The sequence below is a fragment of the Chryseobacterium vietnamense genome (assembly GCF_031454475.1).
Lineage (GTDB): Bacteria > Bacteroidota > Bacteroidia > Flavobacteriales > Weeksellaceae > Chryseobacterium > Chryseobacterium vietnamense.
In genome coordinates, this window is sequence record NZ_JAVDQX010000010.1 from 25,487 (window position 1) to 42,816 (window position 17,330).

Sequence of the window (17,330 nt, forward strand, 5' to 3'; positions counted from 1 at the left end):
ACAAAAGTAAAATATGTCAACTTATGTAGTTGTAGGTCTTCAGTACGGAGATGAAGGCAAAGGAAAAATCACGGATGTTTTATCAGCAAAATCGGACTATGTCGTACGTTTCCAGGGTGGAGACAACGCTGGTCACACGGTTTATGTGGGTGAAGAAAAATTCGTTTTGCACCTTCTTCCTTCAGGAGTTCTTCAATGCAAAGGGAAATGTATCATTGCGAACGGAGTAGTGGTAAACCCTAAGTCTTTCATTAAAGAAGTTGGTCAGATCGAGAGCAAAGGCTTGAGAACAGATCACATCTTTATCAGCAGAAGAGCGCATGTCATCATGCCTTACCACATCCTTTTGGATACTTACCGTGAAGAGGAACACGGAGGAACTCAGATCGGAACTACCAAAAAAGGAATCGGACCTTGTTATGAAGATAAAATTGCAAGAGTCGGGATAAGAATGGTAGACCTTTTAAATCCAGAAATTTTAAGAGATAAAATTGAGAAAAACTTAAAAGTTAAAAATTCTCTTTTTGAAAAATATTACGGAAAACCAACGTTAGACGTTGAAGAAATCTACAACGAATATTTAGCAATCGGAAAACAGCTTCAGGACAGAATCGTTGATACTGAATTAGAGCTGAACGAAGCGATCAGAGACGGTAAAAACGTTTTATTCGAAGGAGCACAGGCATTAATGCTTGATATCGACTTCGGTACTTATCCATACGTAACTTCATCTTCTCCATCTACAGGAGGAGTTTGTTCAGGAGCTGGTGTACCACCAACTTCACTTCAGAACTTAATTGGTGTAGCAAAAGCTTACTGTACAAGAGTTGGAAACGGACCTTTCCCTTCTGAACTGGATAACGAACTGGGTGAAAAAATCAGACAGATCGGTGGTGAATTCGGAGCGACTACAGGAAGACCAAGAAGAACAGGTTGGTTAGACCTTGTTTCTTTAAAGCACGCTTGTATGATCAACGGTATCAACAACCTTGTGATCACTAAACTTGACGTTCTTACAGGAATTGAGAACCTGAAAGTGGTGACGCATTACAAAACTGAAGACGGAAAAATCATCGATTATTTCACTTCTTCAACAGAAAAACTGTACAACTACGAGCCAATCTATCAGGATTTACCAGGTTGGAGCGAAGACATTACTAAAGCAAGAAGCTATGATGAACTTCCTGACACTGCTCAGAAATACATCGAGTTTATTGAAAAATACTTAGGAATTAACGTATACCTGGTTTCTGTAGGTCCTGAAAGAAGTCAGAACATCATCAGAAAAGAATTATTCTAATATTCTTAGAACATACAATAAAAAGAGATCATCATTGATGGTCTCTTTTTTTGTTTTTATGACCATTGTCAAGGTCTAAAACCTTGATAATGGTAAGAGATCATTAAGTTTATTCCTCATTTACTTGAAAAGAAATAACTCCTCTTTCTTCTTTAAACTTTCTATCTGTAAATGTTAAAATTTAAACATTGTCATAAAATTTTCTAATATTATGTTGTTTTGGTAAAATTTTGGCAGATGTTTTGATATTACAACATTGCTTATCGATAAGAGCTAACAAAACTAATAATCACAATTTTTAACAGTTTAAATAGTAGTAGTGATGAAACAACATAACCAAAACCAGGAATTTCGTTTTAACGAAGTTCTGTTTGAGCACCGCAATAAAGAATATGGTGCCTATGTATTAAGAAACGAATCAGATAGAATATTAACCAAAGCGCTTTTTATCGGAGCAAGTTTAATGGCAGCAGTATCCATTACACCATTTGTGATTTCAGCATTTAAGACAGCAGAAACAACAGATAAAATATGGGAACTCCCACCACCAGTAATCATTCCCGATGATCATGTTGCACCTCCGGTTAAAATTACTCCAGTAAAGCCTGAAGCAGCACCCAATACAAAGACATTTAACAGTATAGTGCCTACGCCATCAAGTACAGCTCAGGATAATGTGAAAAAAGATCCCATTCCTGACGATGCTGTAGCCGGTTTTAAAGACAATTTTAAAGGAGAGCCGGTAACACCTAATACACCCAATGTTCCGACAGTATCGGTAGGAACAGGGCCTGTAATCAATACACAGCCACCAGTGATTTCTGATCCGGTGGATAAAAATAAAATTGCCGAGTCCGGAGAACTTGGGGTAGAAGCCAGTTTTGCGGGAGGAATAGACTCCTTCAGAAATAAAGTAATGAACAGCTTCGACGGTTCAGGATTTGAATCAGAAGATGTTGTAAAAACGACAGTTACCTTTATTGTAGAAATGGACGGAACCATCTCAGGGGTAAAAGCTAACGGAACCAACGCCGATTTTAATAATGAGGCAATGAGAACAATTAAAATGATTTCCAATAAAGGAAAATGGATTCCCGCCAAAAACAAAAAAGGAGAATTCGTTAGAAGTTATTTCAAATTTCCAATCTCCATGAGATTTGAGAATTAATACGAAAAAGTAAATTTCAAATAGTTATCCACAAAGAATTTTTTTTGTGGATAATTTTTTTTATCCTTAAATTGCTTATTAACAATATTTTAACTCAATTTTGATTTTCCCCACTCACCGAGAGCAAAGAAAAAAGTGTATTTTTGAAACTTAAAGTTCTAATAATGGCAAAAATCATAGGTATTGCTAATCAAAAAGGAGGTGTTGGTAAAACTACCACCGCTGTAAATTTGGCAGCAGCATTAGGAGTATTGGAAAAAAGAATATTAATCATTGATGCTGACCCTCAGGCGAATGCAACATCCGGCCTGGGTGTTGAAGATGTTCAGTATTCTACATATAATCTACTGGAGCACAGTGCGGATACAAGAGTTTGTATCAAAAGGACTGCGACTCCGAACCTGGATATTATTCCGTCACATATCGATCTGGTAGCAGCGGAAATTGAATTGGTAGACAAGGAAGACCGTGAATATATGTTGAAAAAAGCATTGGCAAGTGTAAGAGATGATTATGATTATATTATCATCGACTGTGCACCGAGTTTAGGTCTTATTACCGTCAATGCTCTTACTGCAGCAGATTCTGTAATCATTCCGATCCAGTGTGAGTATTTTGCATTAGAAGGACTTGGGAAATTGTTGAATACCGTTAAAAATGTTCAGAAGATCCACAATAAAGATCTTGGAATAGAAGGTCTTCTTTTAACCATGTATGACAGCCGATTGAGATTATCCAATCAGGTTGTTGAAGAAGTAAATCTGCACTTCCCTGAAATGGTATTTGAAACTATTATCAGCAGAAACGTAAGATTGAGTGAAGCGCCAAGTTTTGGAGAAAGTATCCTGAACTATGATGCAGAAAGTAAAGGAGCAGTTCAGTATATTCAGTTAGCTGAAGAAGTTCTTTTGAAGAATGAAAACTTAATAAAGAATTAAATTAATAATAAATGGCCAACAAGTGAATGCCAGGCATCACTTCTCAAACATCATTTATCAATTATATCTATGAAGGACAAAAAAAGAGCTATGGGACGCGGCTTGGGCGCCATTTTAAGTGCAGAATCCAAAGCAACTATCAATTCCGCTACTGATGAAGGAGCAGATAAGTTCGTGGGAAATATTGTAGAAGTTGCGCTTGAAGATATCTATCCGAACCCAACGCAGCCGAGAACTTATTTTGATGAAAAAGCATTAAACGAACTCGCACAGTCAATCAAAAACTTAGGGGTTATCCAGCCGATTACCCTGAGAAAAGACGGTGAAAAGTTTGAGATCATTTCCGGGGAAAGACGTTACAGGGCAACTAAAATTGCGGGTTTAACCACTATTCCTGCCTATATCCGTTTAGTCAATGACCAGGAGCTACTTGAGATGGCTCTTGTTGAAAATATCCAGAGAGAAGATCTTGATGCTATAGAAATAGCATTAACTTATCACAGGCTTTTGGAGGAAATCGGTCTTACTCAGGAAAACCTGAGCCAGAGAATAGGAAAAGACAGAAGTACCATTACCAATTCTATCAGACTTTTAAGATTAAATCCGGATATTCAGAATGCCATCAGAAGCGGGGAAATTTCCGCAGGGCACGGAAGAGCTATTATCAGTCTTGAAAGCGAAGAAGATCAACAGGTTTTGTTTGATCTTATTATCAAAGAAAAATTAAACGTTCGCCAGGCTGAGCAGGCTGCTGCTGCACTGAAGAACCCAAAGTCTCCCGCTGCTAAAAAAGCAAAAGTGGAGCTTTCCAATAACTATAAAAAAGTCCAGAAGACCATTGCTGATATCTTAGACGTAAAAGTAGAGATCAAAGCTTCTGGAAATGGTAAAAAAGGTAAGATTGTTCTGGACTTCAAAAACGAAGAAGAGCTGGAATATATTTTATCCCATATTAAATAAATGAAGAAAATATTTTTCACATTTTTCTTGTGTATCGCTGTACTGGCTTACTCACAAGTAAATCCTATCGATACCGTTCGGATGCAGACTCTTCCGAAAGAAGAACCTCGTGTGGTAAAACCAAGCAAAACAGAAGCAAAGATTATTGAAGATCTTGAAAAAGCCAATGGTCCCACAGTAAAAACCATAAAGCTGAATCCGACCAGAGCGGGATTATATTCTGCAGTTTTACCTGGATTAGGACAGTTTTATAACAAAAAATACTGGAAAATTCCTATCGTTTGGGGAGCGGTAGGTGCAGGAGTTGGTATTGCCGTATGGAATGATAACCAGTACAAAAAATACCGCGAGTATTACGTAGCGAAACTGAATGGTACTCCTAATGAATTTGTAGATAGCCACCCCTGGCTGGACAAAAGAGCATTGGGTAATGCACAGGACAGAGCCAAAAGGCAAAGGGATTATGCTATTGCTATTACAGGTCTGATCTATATTTTGAATATTGTAGACGCTGTAGTAGATGCCCACCTTTACGAAAGCCGCCATGATCCGGATTTGGTTTTTAAACCATCGGTTATTCAGGATCAGTATGGGTACAGTGCACCGAAAACAGGATTCAGTTTAAGTTACAGATTTTAAAAGACAATAGACCTGCAGAAATTCTGAGGACTGAATGCAGAATAAAAAATAAAAAGATTATATGAAAATAGCATTAGTTGGTTACGGTAAAATGGGTAAGATCATTGATGAGATCGCACAGAAGAGAGGTCATGAAGTAGTTGCCCGTCTGAAGGAAACCCCAACTGCTGAGAATCTTAATAATCCGGATGTTGTGATTGAATTTTCACTGCCGGAAGTAGCTTTTGAAAATATCAAAGCTTGTCTTGAAAATAAAATTCCGGTGATCTGCGGAACAACAGGATGGCTTGATCAAAAAGCTGAAATTGAAAAACTGGCTGTAGATAACGAAACAGCTTTCCTATATGGTTCCAACTTTAGTTTAGGCGTGAATTTATTCTTTGCTTTAAATGAAAAATTGGCAGCTCTGATGAAAAATGTAGATGAATACTCTTGTCAGCTTGAAGAGATTCACCATATTCATAAGAAAGATGCTCCAAGTGGAACCGCTATTTCCATCGCAGAAGGAATCATTCAAAACAATCCAAAATTTGATGCCTGGAAACTGGAAGAAACAGAAGGTAAGCAGCTTGGAATTTTCGCAATACGTGAAGATGAAGTTCCCGGAACACACAGCGTGTATTACAGAAGTGAGGTAGACGAAATCGATATCAAGCATACCGCTTTCAACAGAAATGGTTTTGCACTGGGAGCTGTAGTAGCTGCTGAGTGGATTAAAGATAAAAAAGGAAACTTCGCAATGAAAGACGTTTTGGGGCTTTAATTTGTAACAAATTCTGTAAATTGCAGACCAATAAGCAGAAAATGATGACTAGTGAATTGTAAACAGCGGCCTGCTTTTATCATTTATTACTCATCATTTTTATTATTTATATTATAAGAATAGGCACAAAAATTTATGAATTATTTTTTAACTTATACAGTATATGTCCTCATACTATCCATATTAATGGGGATTTCATCTTGGAAACTGTTCAAAAAAATGGGCTATAGCCCTTTATTTGCTTTTATCCCTTTCTACAACTATTTTATTATCCTGAAAGAAACAAAACATCCGAAATGGTGGGCAATCCTGTCTTATCTTCCGATAGTAGGGCCAATCATGATGTCTGTTTTCCACCTTTACTTAGTGAAGAAGTTTGGGAAAACACTTTTTAAAGATCAGATTCTTACCGTAATTCTGCCGTTTATTTATATGGCGGTAATCAACTATTCTAAAGATGTAGAGTTAGAAGATGAAAATGCAAACGATCTGTTCCTTACAGATGAAGAAAAAAATGATAAGAAGAAAGATACATTCATTGGTTCCATTACCTTTGCCGTAGTTTTCGCTACCATTATCCACGTTTTTGTAACACAGCCTTTCGGGATTCCTACAGGATCTATGGAAAGAACATTATTGGTAGGTGATTTCCTTTTTGTAAACAAATGGAGCTACGGATACAGACTTCCCATGCGTCCGGTAGCAATACCTTTCCTTCAGGGAACGATTATGGATACAGGGCAGAAAGGGAATCCTAAAGATGATCCGAAATCTTATGTAGATGGAATAAAACTTCCTTATACAAGAATCTTACAATTCAACAAACCACAGAAAAATGATGTAGTTGTTTTCAACTATCCTCAGGATTCCGTACACACGGCTATCGACAGAAAAGATCCTTACGTAAAGAGATGCGTGGCAACAGCTGGAGATACTTTTGAAATGAGAGCCGGAAGACTTTTCGTTAACGGAAAGCCGGAGACTGTTTTAGGAGATCAGGAAGTACAGCACAGATATATTGTAACGACGGATGCTCAATTGGATATCCCAACTTTATATAAAGCATATGGATTTTTACCCGTTCAGGAAGTACAGCAGAATAATGGAGGTTTCCTTTATGGATTCCAGGGCTTAACGGATAAAACGGCTAAAGAAATTAAAGAACTTCCTCACGTTATTGATATGAAGGAAGAGGTTTCACCAAAAGGAGAAGCCGCAGTATATTACAGAGACGAGGCTAAAACGAAGATAGATACTACACAATCTATTTTCCCAATCAACAAACCTTGGAACCAGGATTGGTACGGACCTGTCAGAATTCCCAAAAAAGGAGATGTGGTGGCAATCAATCAGGAAACACTGCCAATGTTCCAGTGGATTATTTCCGAATATGAGCACAACAGCCTGGAAAAGAAAGATGGGAAGATCTTTATTAATGGTAAAGAAGCGAACCAGTATACCATTCAGCAGGATTATTATATGATGATAGGGGACAACAGAGATGCATCATTGGATGCAAGATTCTTTGGTTTCGTTCCGGAAGAAAATATTGTTGGAAAACCGATGTTTACATGGATGAGTGTGCAGGGAGTATTCTCAGATGCAAGCTCAACGTATCAGGCCCCTAAAAAAATCCGTTGGGAAAGAATGTTCAAAGCCACCAATACAGGAGAATCTAATAAAACTTCTTACTGGTGGATTGCAGCGATGATCCTGATTTTATTCTTCGGATGGGATTATTTCATGAAATTATTCGGAAAGAAAAAAACTGAAGACGACTAATAGAAAAATTAAACTTAAAATAGAATGAAGTATTTGAAAAAATACTTCATTTTTGCATTATGAATATGACGAATGTATTATTGCCGGCATTTTATATGCCCCCAATCTCATGGTTCTCAGTGTTTTTGAACCCTGAGAATGAAATTGTATTTGAACAGTTTGAAAACTTCCCGAAGCAGACCTATAGAAACAGAGCCAATATTTATGGAGCCAACGGAAAATTATCATTAATAATTCCTATCAACCATAACGGAAAAAGAGAATTTAAAGATGTTGAAATCTCTTACCGTGAAGACTGGAGAACACTTCATTGGAAATCCATTAAGACCGCATACCAGAGTTCTCCTTATTTCGAGTATTATGAAGATAAGTTCAGAAAAATATTTGACCTTAAAGAAAAGTTTCTTCTGGATTTTAACCTTAAAGGGATAGAAGTGATCCAACAGATACTGAAAACAGAAAAGGCACACTCTTTGAATGAAGAATATATCAAAAATCCAGAGAGTATTAATTTCAGAGAAAAGTTTTCAGCAAAACATCCTTCGGAATTTCAGATGGAAGAATATTATCAGACATTTTCTGATAAATTAGGATTTTTGGAAGACCTTTCGGTTCTTGACCTTATTTGTAATAAAGGCCCGGAATCGTTGGTATATATAAAAAATATAAAACAATCATATTAGCATACAATCGCTGCTAATGAAACTTTCAGTTTAAAACATGCGGCGATTGACATATGTCTTTAAAATTAAATATCAACATATGAAAAAGGTATTATTAGCTGCAGTTTTTTTTGCAGGTTTTAGCTTCTCCTATGCACAGGAATCTAAAGCTAAAAGTATTGATCCCAACGAAGATAAAGATCTGATGACATGGTATCATAAAGATTTTACAACTTCAAAAGTATATGGAGTAAATACGGCAAATGCTTATAAATATTTAGAATCTAAAGGACTGAAGCCTAAAACCGTAGTGGTGGGAGTATTAGACAGTGGAGTACAGGTAGATCACCCCGGATTGGTAAAGAACCTATGGTCAAACCCTAATGAAGTTCCCGGAAATGGTAAAGATGATGATGGAAACGGATATATTGATGATGTACACGGATGGAACTTTATAGGAGGTAAAAACGGTGATATTGATATCGATAACATGGAAGTAACAAGAGTAGTTGCCAAATACAAGCCTGTTTTCGAAGGAGATGATTCCGCAAAAAATAAAGCCAACCAGGCTAAGATGAAGGAAGAGTTTGAGATGTATATGAAAGCCAAAGATATGTTCAATAAAAAAAGTATCGAGGCAAAACAAAACTTTCAGACCTATTCTATGCTAAACGAGCTGATCCCCAATATGGTAAAGCTCCTGGGAGGGAAACCTGTCACTGCTGAAACTATTGCTGCGATCAAAGCTCCAACAGATCAGAGAGACGCCATTGCCCTGGATTTCCTAGGTCAGATTTCACAAAGTCCCGAATTCAAAGGAAAATCTGCAGAGGAATTCGAAAAAAAGATGAAGGAAGAAATGAAAGATGCCATCGATCATTTTGCTCCTGCAGCAAAACAATATGACCTTTCATATGATCCAAGAAAAGAAATTGTAGGGGATAATTACGATGATTATTCTGAAAAAATTTATGGAAATAATCACTATGAAGGACCGGATGCAGAACACGGAACCCACGTGGCTGGTATTATTGCCGGACTTCCGCAAGGAAAAGAAGTTCAGTACGGAGTAGCTTCCAAAGTAGCTAAAATCATGTCTGTAAGAACAGTTCCGAATGGTGATGAAAGAGATAAAGACGTTGCCAATGCCATCAGATATGCCGTAGATAACGGAGCAAAAGTATTAAATATGAGCTTTGGAAAACCTGTTTCTCCAGGTAAGAATGTTGTCTGGGATGCTTTCAAATACGCCGAAGATAAAGGAGTTCTTTTAGTAAAGGCTGCAGGTAATGAAAATGAAGATGTAGCAGAACATCTGGCATATCCTACCAACTTTAAGAACGTTACGGACGAAAAACCGTTTGTAAGCAATGTTCTTGTAGTAGGGGCAAGTACCAATAAAAACAATGCCCTGAGAGCAGATTTTTCTAATTACAATAAGAAAATGGTCAATGTTTTCGCTCCGGGAGAAGAAATCTATTCTACCGTACCTAAAAACGAATATAAATATCTTCAGGGTACTTCTATGGCTTCCCCTGTGGTAGCCGGAGGAGCAGCTGTTTTACTGGCTTACATGCCGGATCTTAAACCTTATCAGATCATTGAAGCTCTTGTGAAAAGCAGTAATCCGAGTACAGCAGATGGATTTGGAGACCAATCTCAGGCTGGTGGAGTGATTGACCTGAAAAAAGCTGCAGAATACGCCTATACCAATTTCTATAAAGGTAAACCTTCAGGCACAGCCAAGCCTTCGAAATCCGTAAAAAAGGCTGTTAAAAAATAATTTATCTCCCTGTATTTAAGGAGAAACCATAAAGAGTCCGAATTTTTTCGGACTTTTTGTTTTTTATTTTAAATTTTGGCACGGTTTTTTGTAACTTTATAGTAACAAAATAATAAACAACAAAATGAAAAAGTTACTACTTGCAGGGATGTTGGGAACATCACTTTTTGCAGTTTCGTGTTCCTCTGTTAACAAAGCAGCTACATCTCAAAATCAAAGAGCCGACTTCCTGAAAATGAAAGGAGACTGGCAGATTGTAAGCATAGATTATGATAAAGGTTATAAAATTAAACCTTTTGACGAAGGTGCAGACGCACAGTGCTTCGTAGGAAGCCACTGGAGATTGATTCCTAATAACTGGACAGGAGCGTATACTTTAAACGGTGGTGGAGATTGCCCGGCAATTACACAGCCTATTAAATTTGAAGTGAAAGGAGGTAATACTTTTATGTTTAAAAAAATTGCTTCAGGTACTAAAGCAAAACAGAATACAGCAGGTTACAGCCTTACAATGATCAATCAGTCTACAGATCAGTTTTCACTTGAGCAAGATGTTCCGTTTGAAGGGGGTAATGTAAAAGTAGTTTACAACTTCCAGAGAACAGGAATGAAATAATTTATCAACATAAAAGATCAAAAAAAATGAAATTTACAAAAACATACGTAGGAGCCCTTTTCTTGTCATCAGCATTATTATTGACAAGCTGTGAAGCGGTTCAAAATTCAAATCACCAACAAAGAGGTACAGCAGTAGGTGCTGCTTCAGGAGCAGTACTTGGAGGTATCCTTGGAAATAATGTAGGTAGAGGAGGAAACGGTGCTATCGGAGCTGTATTAGGAGGTATTATCGGAGGTGTTGCTGGTAACGTTATCGGTAACAAAATGGATAAGCAGGCGAAAGATATTAAAGAAACTTTACCAGGAGCTCAGGTAGAAAGAGTAGGAGATGGTATTAAAGTAACAATGAATGAAAGTATCGTTAACTTCGCTTTCGACTCTTCAAACCTTACTTCTGTTGCACAAACAAACCTTGATAAATTAGCTGAAGTACTGGCTAATAACCCGGATACAAACATCAATATCTATGGTCACACAGACAGCAAAGGTGCAGATGCTTACAATCTTAAACTTTCTCAGAGAAGAGCTGATGCTGTGAAAGCCTATTTATCAGGAAAAGGAATTGCATCAAACAGAATGTTTACAAAAGGTGAAGGAGAAGCAATGCCTGTAGCTAGCAATGATACTGAAGAAGGAAGAGCTAAAAACAGAAGAGTAGAGTTTGCAATTACTGCCAATGAAAAAATGATTAACGACGCCAAACAAGGCCAATAGTTAATTTAATATATAAATATTTTCGTAAAAGACCGCCCCGGCGGTTTTTTTTGTATTTTTATGCTAGAAATTTTGAATTTATTATTTTTGTATTTGAAATAACATAAATGAAGAAATATTTAAAACTGCTCCGTGTGGAGCAATGGGTGAAAAACCTTTTTGTATTTGTCCCTCTATTCTTTTCAGGTAATATTACTAATATAGATCTGCTTCTCAAAAGCATTTTTGCATTTGTTATATTTTCACTTGCAGCAAGTGTGGTCTATATCCTGAATGATTATAATGATATTGAAGCAGACAGAAAACACCCTGAAAAGAGAAGAAGACCTCTGGCGAGTGGAGCTATTTCAAAATCAAAAGCGATAGGAATTCTTATAGGTCTTATCATTGCAGATATTGGTCTTGTATTTTTTACTCAACTTTATTTCCATGAATTTCTTTGGAAATTTGCAATTATCATAGGATTTTATGTGGTTATGAATCTTGCCTATACTTTCAGGCTGAAGCATGTTCCTATCATTGATATCTTTATTATTGCCATAGGATTTGTATTACGCGTACTGGCTGGAGGATATATTACCGGAATCAGTATCTCACAATGGGCAATTCTGCTGACATTTGTATTGGCTTTGGTACTGGCAATAGGAAAAAGAAGAGGCGAGCTTATCAATGCCCAGGTTTCTGGAAAAACCAGGAAAGCATTGGATGGATATAACGTTCAGTTTGCAGATATTGCTTTATCCATTTCTATTACGCTGGCTATTGTCTGCTACCTGATGTTTACCCTATCCCCTGAAGTTCAGGAAAGATTTCACGAAAGAGTTTTTTATACCGTGATTTTCGTGGTATTCGCGTTGTTAAGGTATCTGCAGCAGACCCTTGTTTATAACAGAACGGAATCTCCTACAAAAATTGTTTACAGAGACCGTTATATACAGGTTACTTTATTGCTTTGGGTAGTTACATTTTTAATCCAAATTTATTTTAAGAAATGAAACCGAATTTCATACAGAAAGTTACAAACTGGGGAAATTTCCCGGTAGTAGAGAAGGAAATGAGATCTGAGGACAGTTTCAGAAAAATAAAGGAATTTGTACTCAATCACAACGAAGTTATTGCAAGAGGAAACGGAAGATGCTATGGAGATGCTTCGTTAGGAGAATCTATATTTTCAACAAAAAAATTAAATAAATTCATCAATTTTGACCGTTTAAACGGAATAATAGAATGTGAATCCGGAGTATTGCTTTCAGATGTACTGGAAATTGCAGTTCCGCAAGGATATTTTCTATACGTTACGCCCGGGACAAAATTTGTATCAGTAGGAGGTGCTATCGCTTCTGATGTTCATGGAAAAAACCATCATGCAGAAGGATGTTTTTCAGAATACGTGATCGAGTTTAAGCTAATGACTGAGAAAGGGGAAATTATTACCTGTTCCAGAGACGAGAATGCAGAAAAGTTCTGGGCTACCATTGGTGGAATGGGACTTACAGGCATTATCCTTACAGCGAAATTTAAACTTAAAAATATAGAATCCGCATACATCCGTCAGGAGAGTATAAAAGCTGAAAATCTGGATGAGATATTCAAATTGTTCGATGAAAGTGAAAACTGGACCTACACCGTTGCCTGGATTGATTGTCTTCAGAAAGGAAAAAATATAGGGAGAAGTATTCTTATGAGAGGAGAACACGCTTTCCAGCATGAACTTCCCCAGAGTTTTTCAAAAACACCTTTAAGATTAAAGAAGAAATTTTCTCCTGCCGTTCCGTTTTATTTTCCAGGATTTGTACTGAATGCTCTTACTGTAAAAATATTCAACTGGTTATACTATAAAAAGCAAACTAAAAAGGAAGTGAAAAACTTTATCGATTATGAGACGTTTTTCTATCCTTTGGATGCCATCACAGATTGGAATAAAATTTATGGAAAGTCAGGTTTTATACAGTATCAGATGGTAATTCCTAAAGAAACCGGAAAGGAAGGGATGAAAAGAATCCTTGAAACAATTGCCAAAAGTGGTAACGGATCATTCTTAGCGGTTTTAAAACTTTTTGGAAAGAACAATCCTCAGGCTTACAATTCATTCCCTGTGGAAGGGTATACACTGGCTTTGGATTTTAAAGTTAATTCAAAACTGAAAAAACTGGTAGATCAGCTGGATGCTATTGTTCAGGAGTTCGGAGGAAGAATTTATCTTACCAAAGACAGCATGAGCAGGTCGTCACTTACCAGTTACCTGAAAAATATTCAAAATCCTAAATTTGTGTCTTTACAGCACAAAAGAATCATAAATAATAATTCATAATGATAGTTCTGGGAAGTACATCTGAAGTGGCACAGGCTTTTGTGGAAAAAGCACTTCAGGAAGGAGAAAAGTTTGAAAAAATTTATCTTTTTACCTCAAATAAAGAAACTACAGAGCGTTTTGCAAGACATATTGATGTTAAGTTTCTGCAGCAGGCGGAAGTCGTAGAACTTGATCTTACGAAAGAAATTGATTACAACAGATTTGATAATATCAATTCAAATGTATTATTTTGTGCCGTAGGATATTTGGGAGAAGGAACTGAAGAAGGATTGTATGATAACAGAAATACCGAGCGTATTATTGATATCAATTATTCAAAGCTGGTTCCTGTGATGAATTATTTTGCTCAAAAATTTGAAAGCAGAAGATCAGGAACGATAATCGGGCTTTCATCAGTGGCTGGAGATCGGGGAAGACAGAGTAATTTTATCTATGGAAGTGCAAAAGCAGCTTTTACGGCTTATCTGAGTGGTTTGAGAAATTATCTTTTTGATAAAAAAGTACATGTTCTTACCATAAAACCCGGATTTATGGAAACCAAGATGACGGAAGGTCTGCCTTTAAATCCAAAACTGACAGCCACTCCGAAACAGGCCGCTTCCTGTATTTACAAAGCCTTCAAAAAGCAAAGGAATGTGGCATATGTTTTGCCTGTTTGGAGTATTATTATGATGATTATCAGGAATATCCCTGAATTTATATTCAAAAAATTAAAGCTTTAAAAAATGAAAAAATTGTATTGTTTTGATTTTGACGGAACCCTCACGTATAAAGATACCATGTTTATGTATCTTAAATTCTATGATTCTACAAAATATCATATACAATTTTTAAGACATGTACCTCTTTTTATTCTGCTGAAGCTGAAACTGGCTGAAACAGAAAAAGTAAAAAAAAGCTTTATAGGTTCTATTTTAAGAGGACAGACCCAGGAAAAAATTGAACAGAAGTCTAAACAGTTTTTTGAACAGCATTATCCTAAAATAGTGAGGGAAAATGCATTAGACTTTATAAAAAATATCGATAGGAATAATACACAGAGTTTATTGGTAACCGCATCATTAGATATCTGGGTGAAGCCTTTTGCTGAAGAACTGAAAATGGAGCTTGTTTCTACGCGGGCAGAGTTTAAAAACGGGGTTTTCACAGGAAATTTTGTAGGGAAAAACTGCAATGGAAAAGAAAAACTGGTGCGAATTAAAGAAGAAATCAACGATTCTAAGTACGATAAAATTATTGCATTTGGTGACACTTCAGGAGATCGGCCAATGTTGAAATGGGCAAATGAGGGACATTACCAATTTTTTCACTAATTTTGGGAGATAAAATTGTAAAAAATGAAAAGCCTGTTAATTGCATGTGCAGCAATCTTTATGAGCTGTGCAGGCACTTCATCTCAGAAGTCTTCTGCTGTGCAGGGAAATACGGAACTCCTGGTTTCTGAAAATCAGGGCGGAACCGATAGTCCCGGCTTTAAGATTATTAAAGACGAAAAGGATTTTAGCAACATTATCAGAGGAAGTTTTGGTATCGCAGAAGTGGGGAAGGAATCTTACATCAGCTACCCGAAATTTCCGAAAAATAAAAAAGTTGTTTTATACAATTTGGGAAGCTTCAGATCAGGGAGTCATAAAATTGAAGAGATCAAAAGTATATCTGTGAAAAATCAGATTTTATATGTAGAAGTTCCGGCCGGAGAACCTTCCGGTGGTATGGAAATTCAGGTGATCTCTAGTCCTTGGTTTATATTTACTGTTCCCACAGATTACAAATTTACCTCTGTAGAATTAAAATATTCAAAATAATAATGGATAAAGTATATTTAGATAATGCCGCAACCACTCCGCTTGCAGAAGAAGTTATAGATGCTATGGTTGGCACTATGAAAATGAATTTCGGAAACCCGTCTTCAACACACAGTTTTGGTCAGGAAGCAAAGATCCTTATTGAAAATGTAAGAAGACAGGTTGCAGACTATCTTCATGTAACTCCTGCTGAAATCATTTTCACTTCCTGTGGTACCGAATCAAACAACATGATCATCAAATCCTCGGTAGAACACCTGGGAGTAGAAAGAATCATAAGCTCTCCCCTGGAACATAAATGCGTTTCTGAAAGTATTCTGGATATGAAAAGCAGAAAAGGAGTGGAAGTAAACTATATCCGCCCCAATGAAAAAGGAGATATTGATCTTGCTAAATTAGAAGAACTTTTAAAAGCTTCAGATAAAAAAACATTGGTAAGCTTAATGCACGCCAATAATGAAATAGGAAATATCATTAACCTTAAACAGGTTGCCCAACTGTGCAAAGAGCATCATGCGCTGTTCCACTCAGATACCGTACAGACAATGGCTCATATGAACCTTGATTTCTCCGATATCCCTGTGGATTTTGCATCGTGCAGTGCCCATAAATTTCATGGACCAAAAGGAGCTGGATTTGCATTTATCAGAAAAGCAACAGGCTTAAAAGGAATTATTACCGGAGGACCTCAGGAAAGAAGCCTTAGAGCGGGAACGGAAAATGTTTGCGGTATCGTAGGATTAGGTAAAGCATTAGAACTTTCTCTGAATCATATGGAGGAATATACCAACCATATGCAGGACATTAAAAATTACGCAATTGAAAGACTTTCTGCCGAAATTGAAGGAATTAAATTCAACGGAAGAAGTGCTGAAAAGGAAAACAGCCTTTATACAGTTTTAAGTGCATTATTACCTTACAAGAACCCATTGATAGGACTTCAACTGGATATGAAAGGTATTGCAATTTCTCAGGGAAGTGCATGCTCATCCGGAGCATCAAAACCTTCGATGGTTATGATGATGGTGCTTTCTGAGGACGAAATGGATCATTGTACTCCATTACGTATCTCGTTCAGCCATATGACAACAAAGGCAGAGATCGATACACTGGTCAATGCACTAAAGGAAATTTCAAGCGACTACACTATAGAAAAAACTAATGTTGAGCATAGATAGTCTTATGCTTTAAAAAGCGTAATTTTGAATATCCAAATAAAGGATTAAAAGAAAAATAATATTAATTAAAATAAAAGAAACAAAAATGGCTTTAGAAATTACAGACAGCTCATTTCAGGATACGGTTTTAAAATCAGACAAACCGGTATTAGTAGACTTCTGGGCAGTATGGTGTGGACCTTGCAGAACTTTAGGACCAATCATCGAGGAAGTAGCATCAGATTTTGAAGGTAAAGCAGTAGTTGGAAAAGTAGATGTAGACAACAACCAGGAGATTTCTATGCAGTATGGTATCAGAAATATCCCTACCGTTCTTATTTTTAAGAATGGAGAAGTAGTAGATAAATTAGTAGGTGTAGCTCCAAAAGAGGTAATCGCTGAAAAATTAAGCGCTCACTTATAAAAAAAAATAAGTTTGATAATGAACGCCTTCCAGTATTGGAAGGCATTTTTTTTAAAATAATTTGCAGATAACAAAAAAAGTTGTAATTTTGCAACCACGAAAAAGAAACGACGTTCTTTAAAATAATGATCCGGTAGTTCAGCTGGTTAGAATGCCGCCCTGTCACGGCGGAGGTCGCGGGTTCGAGTCCCGTCCGGATCGCAGAAGTTTTTCTCAATTTACTTTAAAAAAATTGATCCGGTAGTTCAGCTGGTTAGAATGCCGCCCTGTCACGGCGGAGGTCGCGGGTTCGAGTCCCGTCCG

The 17,330-nt window shown here is 36.9% G+C and carries 18 protein-coding genes and 1 tRNA gene; all 19 read left to right on the top strand.

Annotated features, from left to right (window positions below):
- The first annotated feature begins 13 nt into the window (after window positions 1-13).
- Window positions 14-1,300: an adenylosuccinate synthase gene (locus J2786_RS22510; RefSeq protein WP_047433086.1), complete on the top strand. Its 1,287-nt coding sequence runs from the start codon at window positions 14-16 to the stop codon at window positions 1,298-1,300.
- A 322-nt stretch (window positions 1,301-1,622) separates the two neighbouring features.
- Window positions 1,623-2,468: a hypothetical protein gene (locus J2786_RS22515; RefSeq protein WP_047433082.1), complete on the top strand. Its 846-nt coding sequence runs from the start codon at window positions 1,623-1,625 to the stop codon at window positions 2,466-2,468.
- Window positions 2,469-2,632: 164 nt separating this feature from the next.
- A complete protein-coding gene (locus J2786_RS22520) occupies window positions 2,633-3,406 on the top strand; it encodes a ParA family protein (RefSeq protein WP_002981269.1) in 774 nt (257 codons plus the stop codon).
- A gap of 69 nt (window positions 3,407-3,475) precedes the next feature.
- Entirely contained in the window at window positions 3,476-4,366 is an 891-nt protein-coding gene (locus J2786_RS22525; RefSeq protein WP_047433079.1) for a ParB/RepB/Spo0J family partition protein, read from the top strand.
- Window positions 4,367-5,005 carry a DUF5683 domain-containing protein gene (locus tag J2786_RS22530; protein WP_142013934.1) on the top strand — a complete coding sequence of 213 codons (639 nt, stop codon included), beginning with the start codon at window positions 4,367-4,369 and terminating at the stop codon, window positions 5,003-5,005.
- A gap of 61 nt (window positions 5,006-5,066) precedes the next feature.
- Window positions 5,067-5,768 (top strand): 4-hydroxy-tetrahydrodipicolinate reductase, encoded by a 702-nt coding sequence (dapB, locus tag J2786_RS22535; protein ID WP_047433073.1) that lies wholly within the window; start codon window positions 5,067-5,069, stop codon window positions 5,766-5,768.
- 135 nt (window positions 5,769-5,903) lie between these two features.
- Window positions 5,904-7,550 (top strand): signal peptidase I, encoded by a 1,647-nt coding sequence (gene lepB / locus J2786_RS22540; RefSeq protein WP_047433069.1) that lies wholly within the window; start codon window positions 5,904-5,906, stop codon window positions 7,548-7,550.
- 59 nt (window positions 7,551-7,609) lie between these two features.
- Window positions 7,610-8,233 carry a WbqC family protein gene (locus tag J2786_RS22545; protein WP_185097546.1) on the top strand — a complete coding sequence of 208 codons (624 nt, stop codon included), beginning with the start codon at window positions 7,610-7,612 and terminating at the stop codon, window positions 8,231-8,233.
- A gap of 79 nt (window positions 8,234-8,312) precedes the next feature.
- Window positions 8,313-9,995 (top strand): S8 family serine peptidase, encoded by a 1,683-nt coding sequence (locus tag J2786_RS22550; protein WP_310026862.1) that lies wholly within the window; start codon window positions 8,313-8,315, stop codon window positions 9,993-9,995.
- A gap of 124 nt (window positions 9,996-10,119) precedes the next feature.
- Window positions 10,120-10,611 carry a lipocalin family protein gene (locus J2786_RS22555; protein WP_047433063.1) on the top strand — a complete coding sequence of 164 codons (492 nt, stop codon included), beginning with the start codon at window positions 10,120-10,122 and terminating at the stop codon, window positions 10,609-10,611.
- A gap of 26 nt (window positions 10,612-10,637) precedes the next feature.
- Window positions 10,638-11,327, top strand: coding sequence for a YiaD family glycine zipper/OmpA-like lipoprotein (locus J2786_RS22560; protein WP_047433060.1), 690 nt, complete (start codon window positions 10,638-10,640; stop codon window positions 11,325-11,327).
- A gap of 107 nt (window positions 11,328-11,434) precedes the next feature.
- Window positions 11,435-12,322 (top strand): decaprenyl-phosphate phosphoribosyltransferase, encoded by an 888-nt coding sequence (locus J2786_RS22565; protein ID WP_047433059.1) that lies wholly within the window; start codon window positions 11,435-11,437, stop codon window positions 12,320-12,322.
- Window positions 12,319-13,638 carry an FAD-binding oxidoreductase gene (locus tag J2786_RS22570; RefSeq protein WP_047433056.1) on the top strand — a complete coding sequence of 440 codons (1,320 nt, stop codon included), beginning with the start codon at window positions 12,319-12,321 and terminating at the stop codon, window positions 13,636-13,638. Before J2786_RS22565 ends, J2786_RS22570 begins: the two co-directional genes overlap by 4 nt.
- Window positions 13,638-14,363 carry an SDR family NAD(P)-dependent oxidoreductase gene (locus tag J2786_RS22575; protein ID WP_047433053.1) on the top strand — a complete coding sequence of 242 codons (726 nt, stop codon included), beginning with the start codon at window positions 13,638-13,640 and terminating at the stop codon, window positions 14,361-14,363. Before J2786_RS22570 ends, J2786_RS22575 begins: the two co-directional genes overlap by 1 nt.
- Before the next feature lie 3 nt (window positions 14,364-14,366).
- Complete coding sequence (locus tag J2786_RS22580; RefSeq protein ID WP_047433050.1) at window positions 14,367-14,954, top strand: HAD-IB family hydrolase; 588 nt, start codon at window positions 14,367-14,369, stop codon at window positions 14,952-14,954.
- A 24-nt stretch (window positions 14,955-14,978) separates the two neighbouring features.
- The gene (locus J2786_RS22585; protein ID WP_310026865.1) at window positions 14,979-15,446 is read left to right on the top strand and encodes a hypothetical protein; all 468 of its coding nucleotides are present in this window, start codon (window positions 14,979-14,981) and stop codon (window positions 15,444-15,446) included.
- A gap of 2 nt (window positions 15,447-15,448) precedes the next feature.
- Window positions 15,449-16,624 (top strand): cysteine desulfurase family protein, encoded by a 1,176-nt coding sequence (locus J2786_RS22590; protein WP_047433043.1) that lies wholly within the window; start codon window positions 15,449-15,451, stop codon window positions 16,622-16,624.
- Between the two features lie 85 nt (window positions 16,625-16,709).
- Entirely contained in the window at window positions 16,710-17,027 is a 318-nt protein-coding gene (trxA, locus tag J2786_RS22595) for a thioredoxin (RefSeq protein ID WP_027374941.1), read from the top strand.
- Window positions 17,028-17,154: 127 nt separating this feature from the next.
- Window positions 17,155-17,228: transfer RNA gene (locus tag J2786_RS22600), tRNA-Asp, on the top strand.
- Window positions 17,229-17,330: the final 102 nt, after the last annotated feature.

Coding starts and splice junctions, on each gene's coding strand:
- J2786_RS22575 (WP_047433053.1), top strand. CDS start 13,638: ATGATAGTTCTGGGAAGTACATCTGAAGTGGCACAGGCTTTTGTGGAA.
- J2786_RS22590 (WP_047433043.1), top strand. CDS start 15,449: ATGGATAAAGTATATTTAGATAATGCCGCAACCACTCCGCTTGCAGAA.
- J2786_RS22580 (WP_047433050.1), top strand. CDS start 14,367: ATGAAAAAATTGTATTGTTTTGATTTTGACGGAACCCTCACGTATAAA.
- dapB (WP_047433073.1), top strand. CDS start 5,067: ATGAAAATAGCATTAGTTGGTTACGGTAAAATGGGTAAGATCATTGAT.
- J2786_RS22550 (WP_310026862.1), top strand. CDS start 8,313: ATGAAAAAGGTATTATTAGCTGCAGTTTTTTTTGCAGGTTTTAGCTTC.
- J2786_RS22510 (WP_047433086.1), top strand. CDS start 14: ATGTCAACTTATGTAGTTGTAGGTCTTCAGTACGGAGATGAAGGCAAA.
- J2786_RS22585 (WP_310026865.1), top strand. CDS start 14,979: ATGAAAAGCCTGTTAATTGCATGTGCAGCAATCTTTATGAGCTGTGCA.
- J2786_RS22515 (WP_047433082.1), top strand. CDS start 1,623: ATGAAACAACATAACCAAAACCAGGAATTTCGTTTTAACGAAGTTCTG.
- trxA (WP_027374941.1), top strand. CDS start 16,710: ATGGCTTTAGAAATTACAGACAGCTCATTTCAGGATACGGTTTTAAAA.
- J2786_RS22565 (WP_047433059.1), top strand. CDS start 11,435: ATGAAGAAATATTTAAAACTGCTCCGTGTGGAGCAATGGGTGAAAAAC.
- J2786_RS22555 (WP_047433063.1), top strand. CDS start 10,120: ATGAAAAAGTTACTACTTGCAGGGATGTTGGGAACATCACTTTTTGCA.
- lepB (WP_047433069.1), top strand. CDS start 5,904: ATGAATTATTTTTTAACTTATACAGTATATGTCCTCATACTATCCATA.
- J2786_RS22560 (WP_047433060.1), top strand. CDS start 10,638: ATGAAATTTACAAAAACATACGTAGGAGCCCTTTTCTTGTCATCAGCA.
- J2786_RS22545 (WP_185097546.1), top strand. CDS start 7,610: ATGAATATGACGAATGTATTATTGCCGGCATTTTATATGCCCCCAATC.
- J2786_RS22525 (WP_047433079.1), top strand. CDS start 3,476: ATGAAGGACAAAAAAAGAGCTATGGGACGCGGCTTGGGCGCCATTTTA.
- J2786_RS22520 (WP_002981269.1), top strand. CDS start 2,633: ATGGCAAAAATCATAGGTATTGCTAATCAAAAAGGAGGTGTTGGTAAA.
- J2786_RS22530 (WP_142013934.1), top strand. CDS start 4,367: ATGAAGAAAATATTTTTCACATTTTTCTTGTGTATCGCTGTACTGGCT.
- J2786_RS22570 (WP_047433056.1), top strand. CDS start 12,319: ATGAAACCGAATTTCATACAGAAAGTTACAAACTGGGGAAATTTCCCG.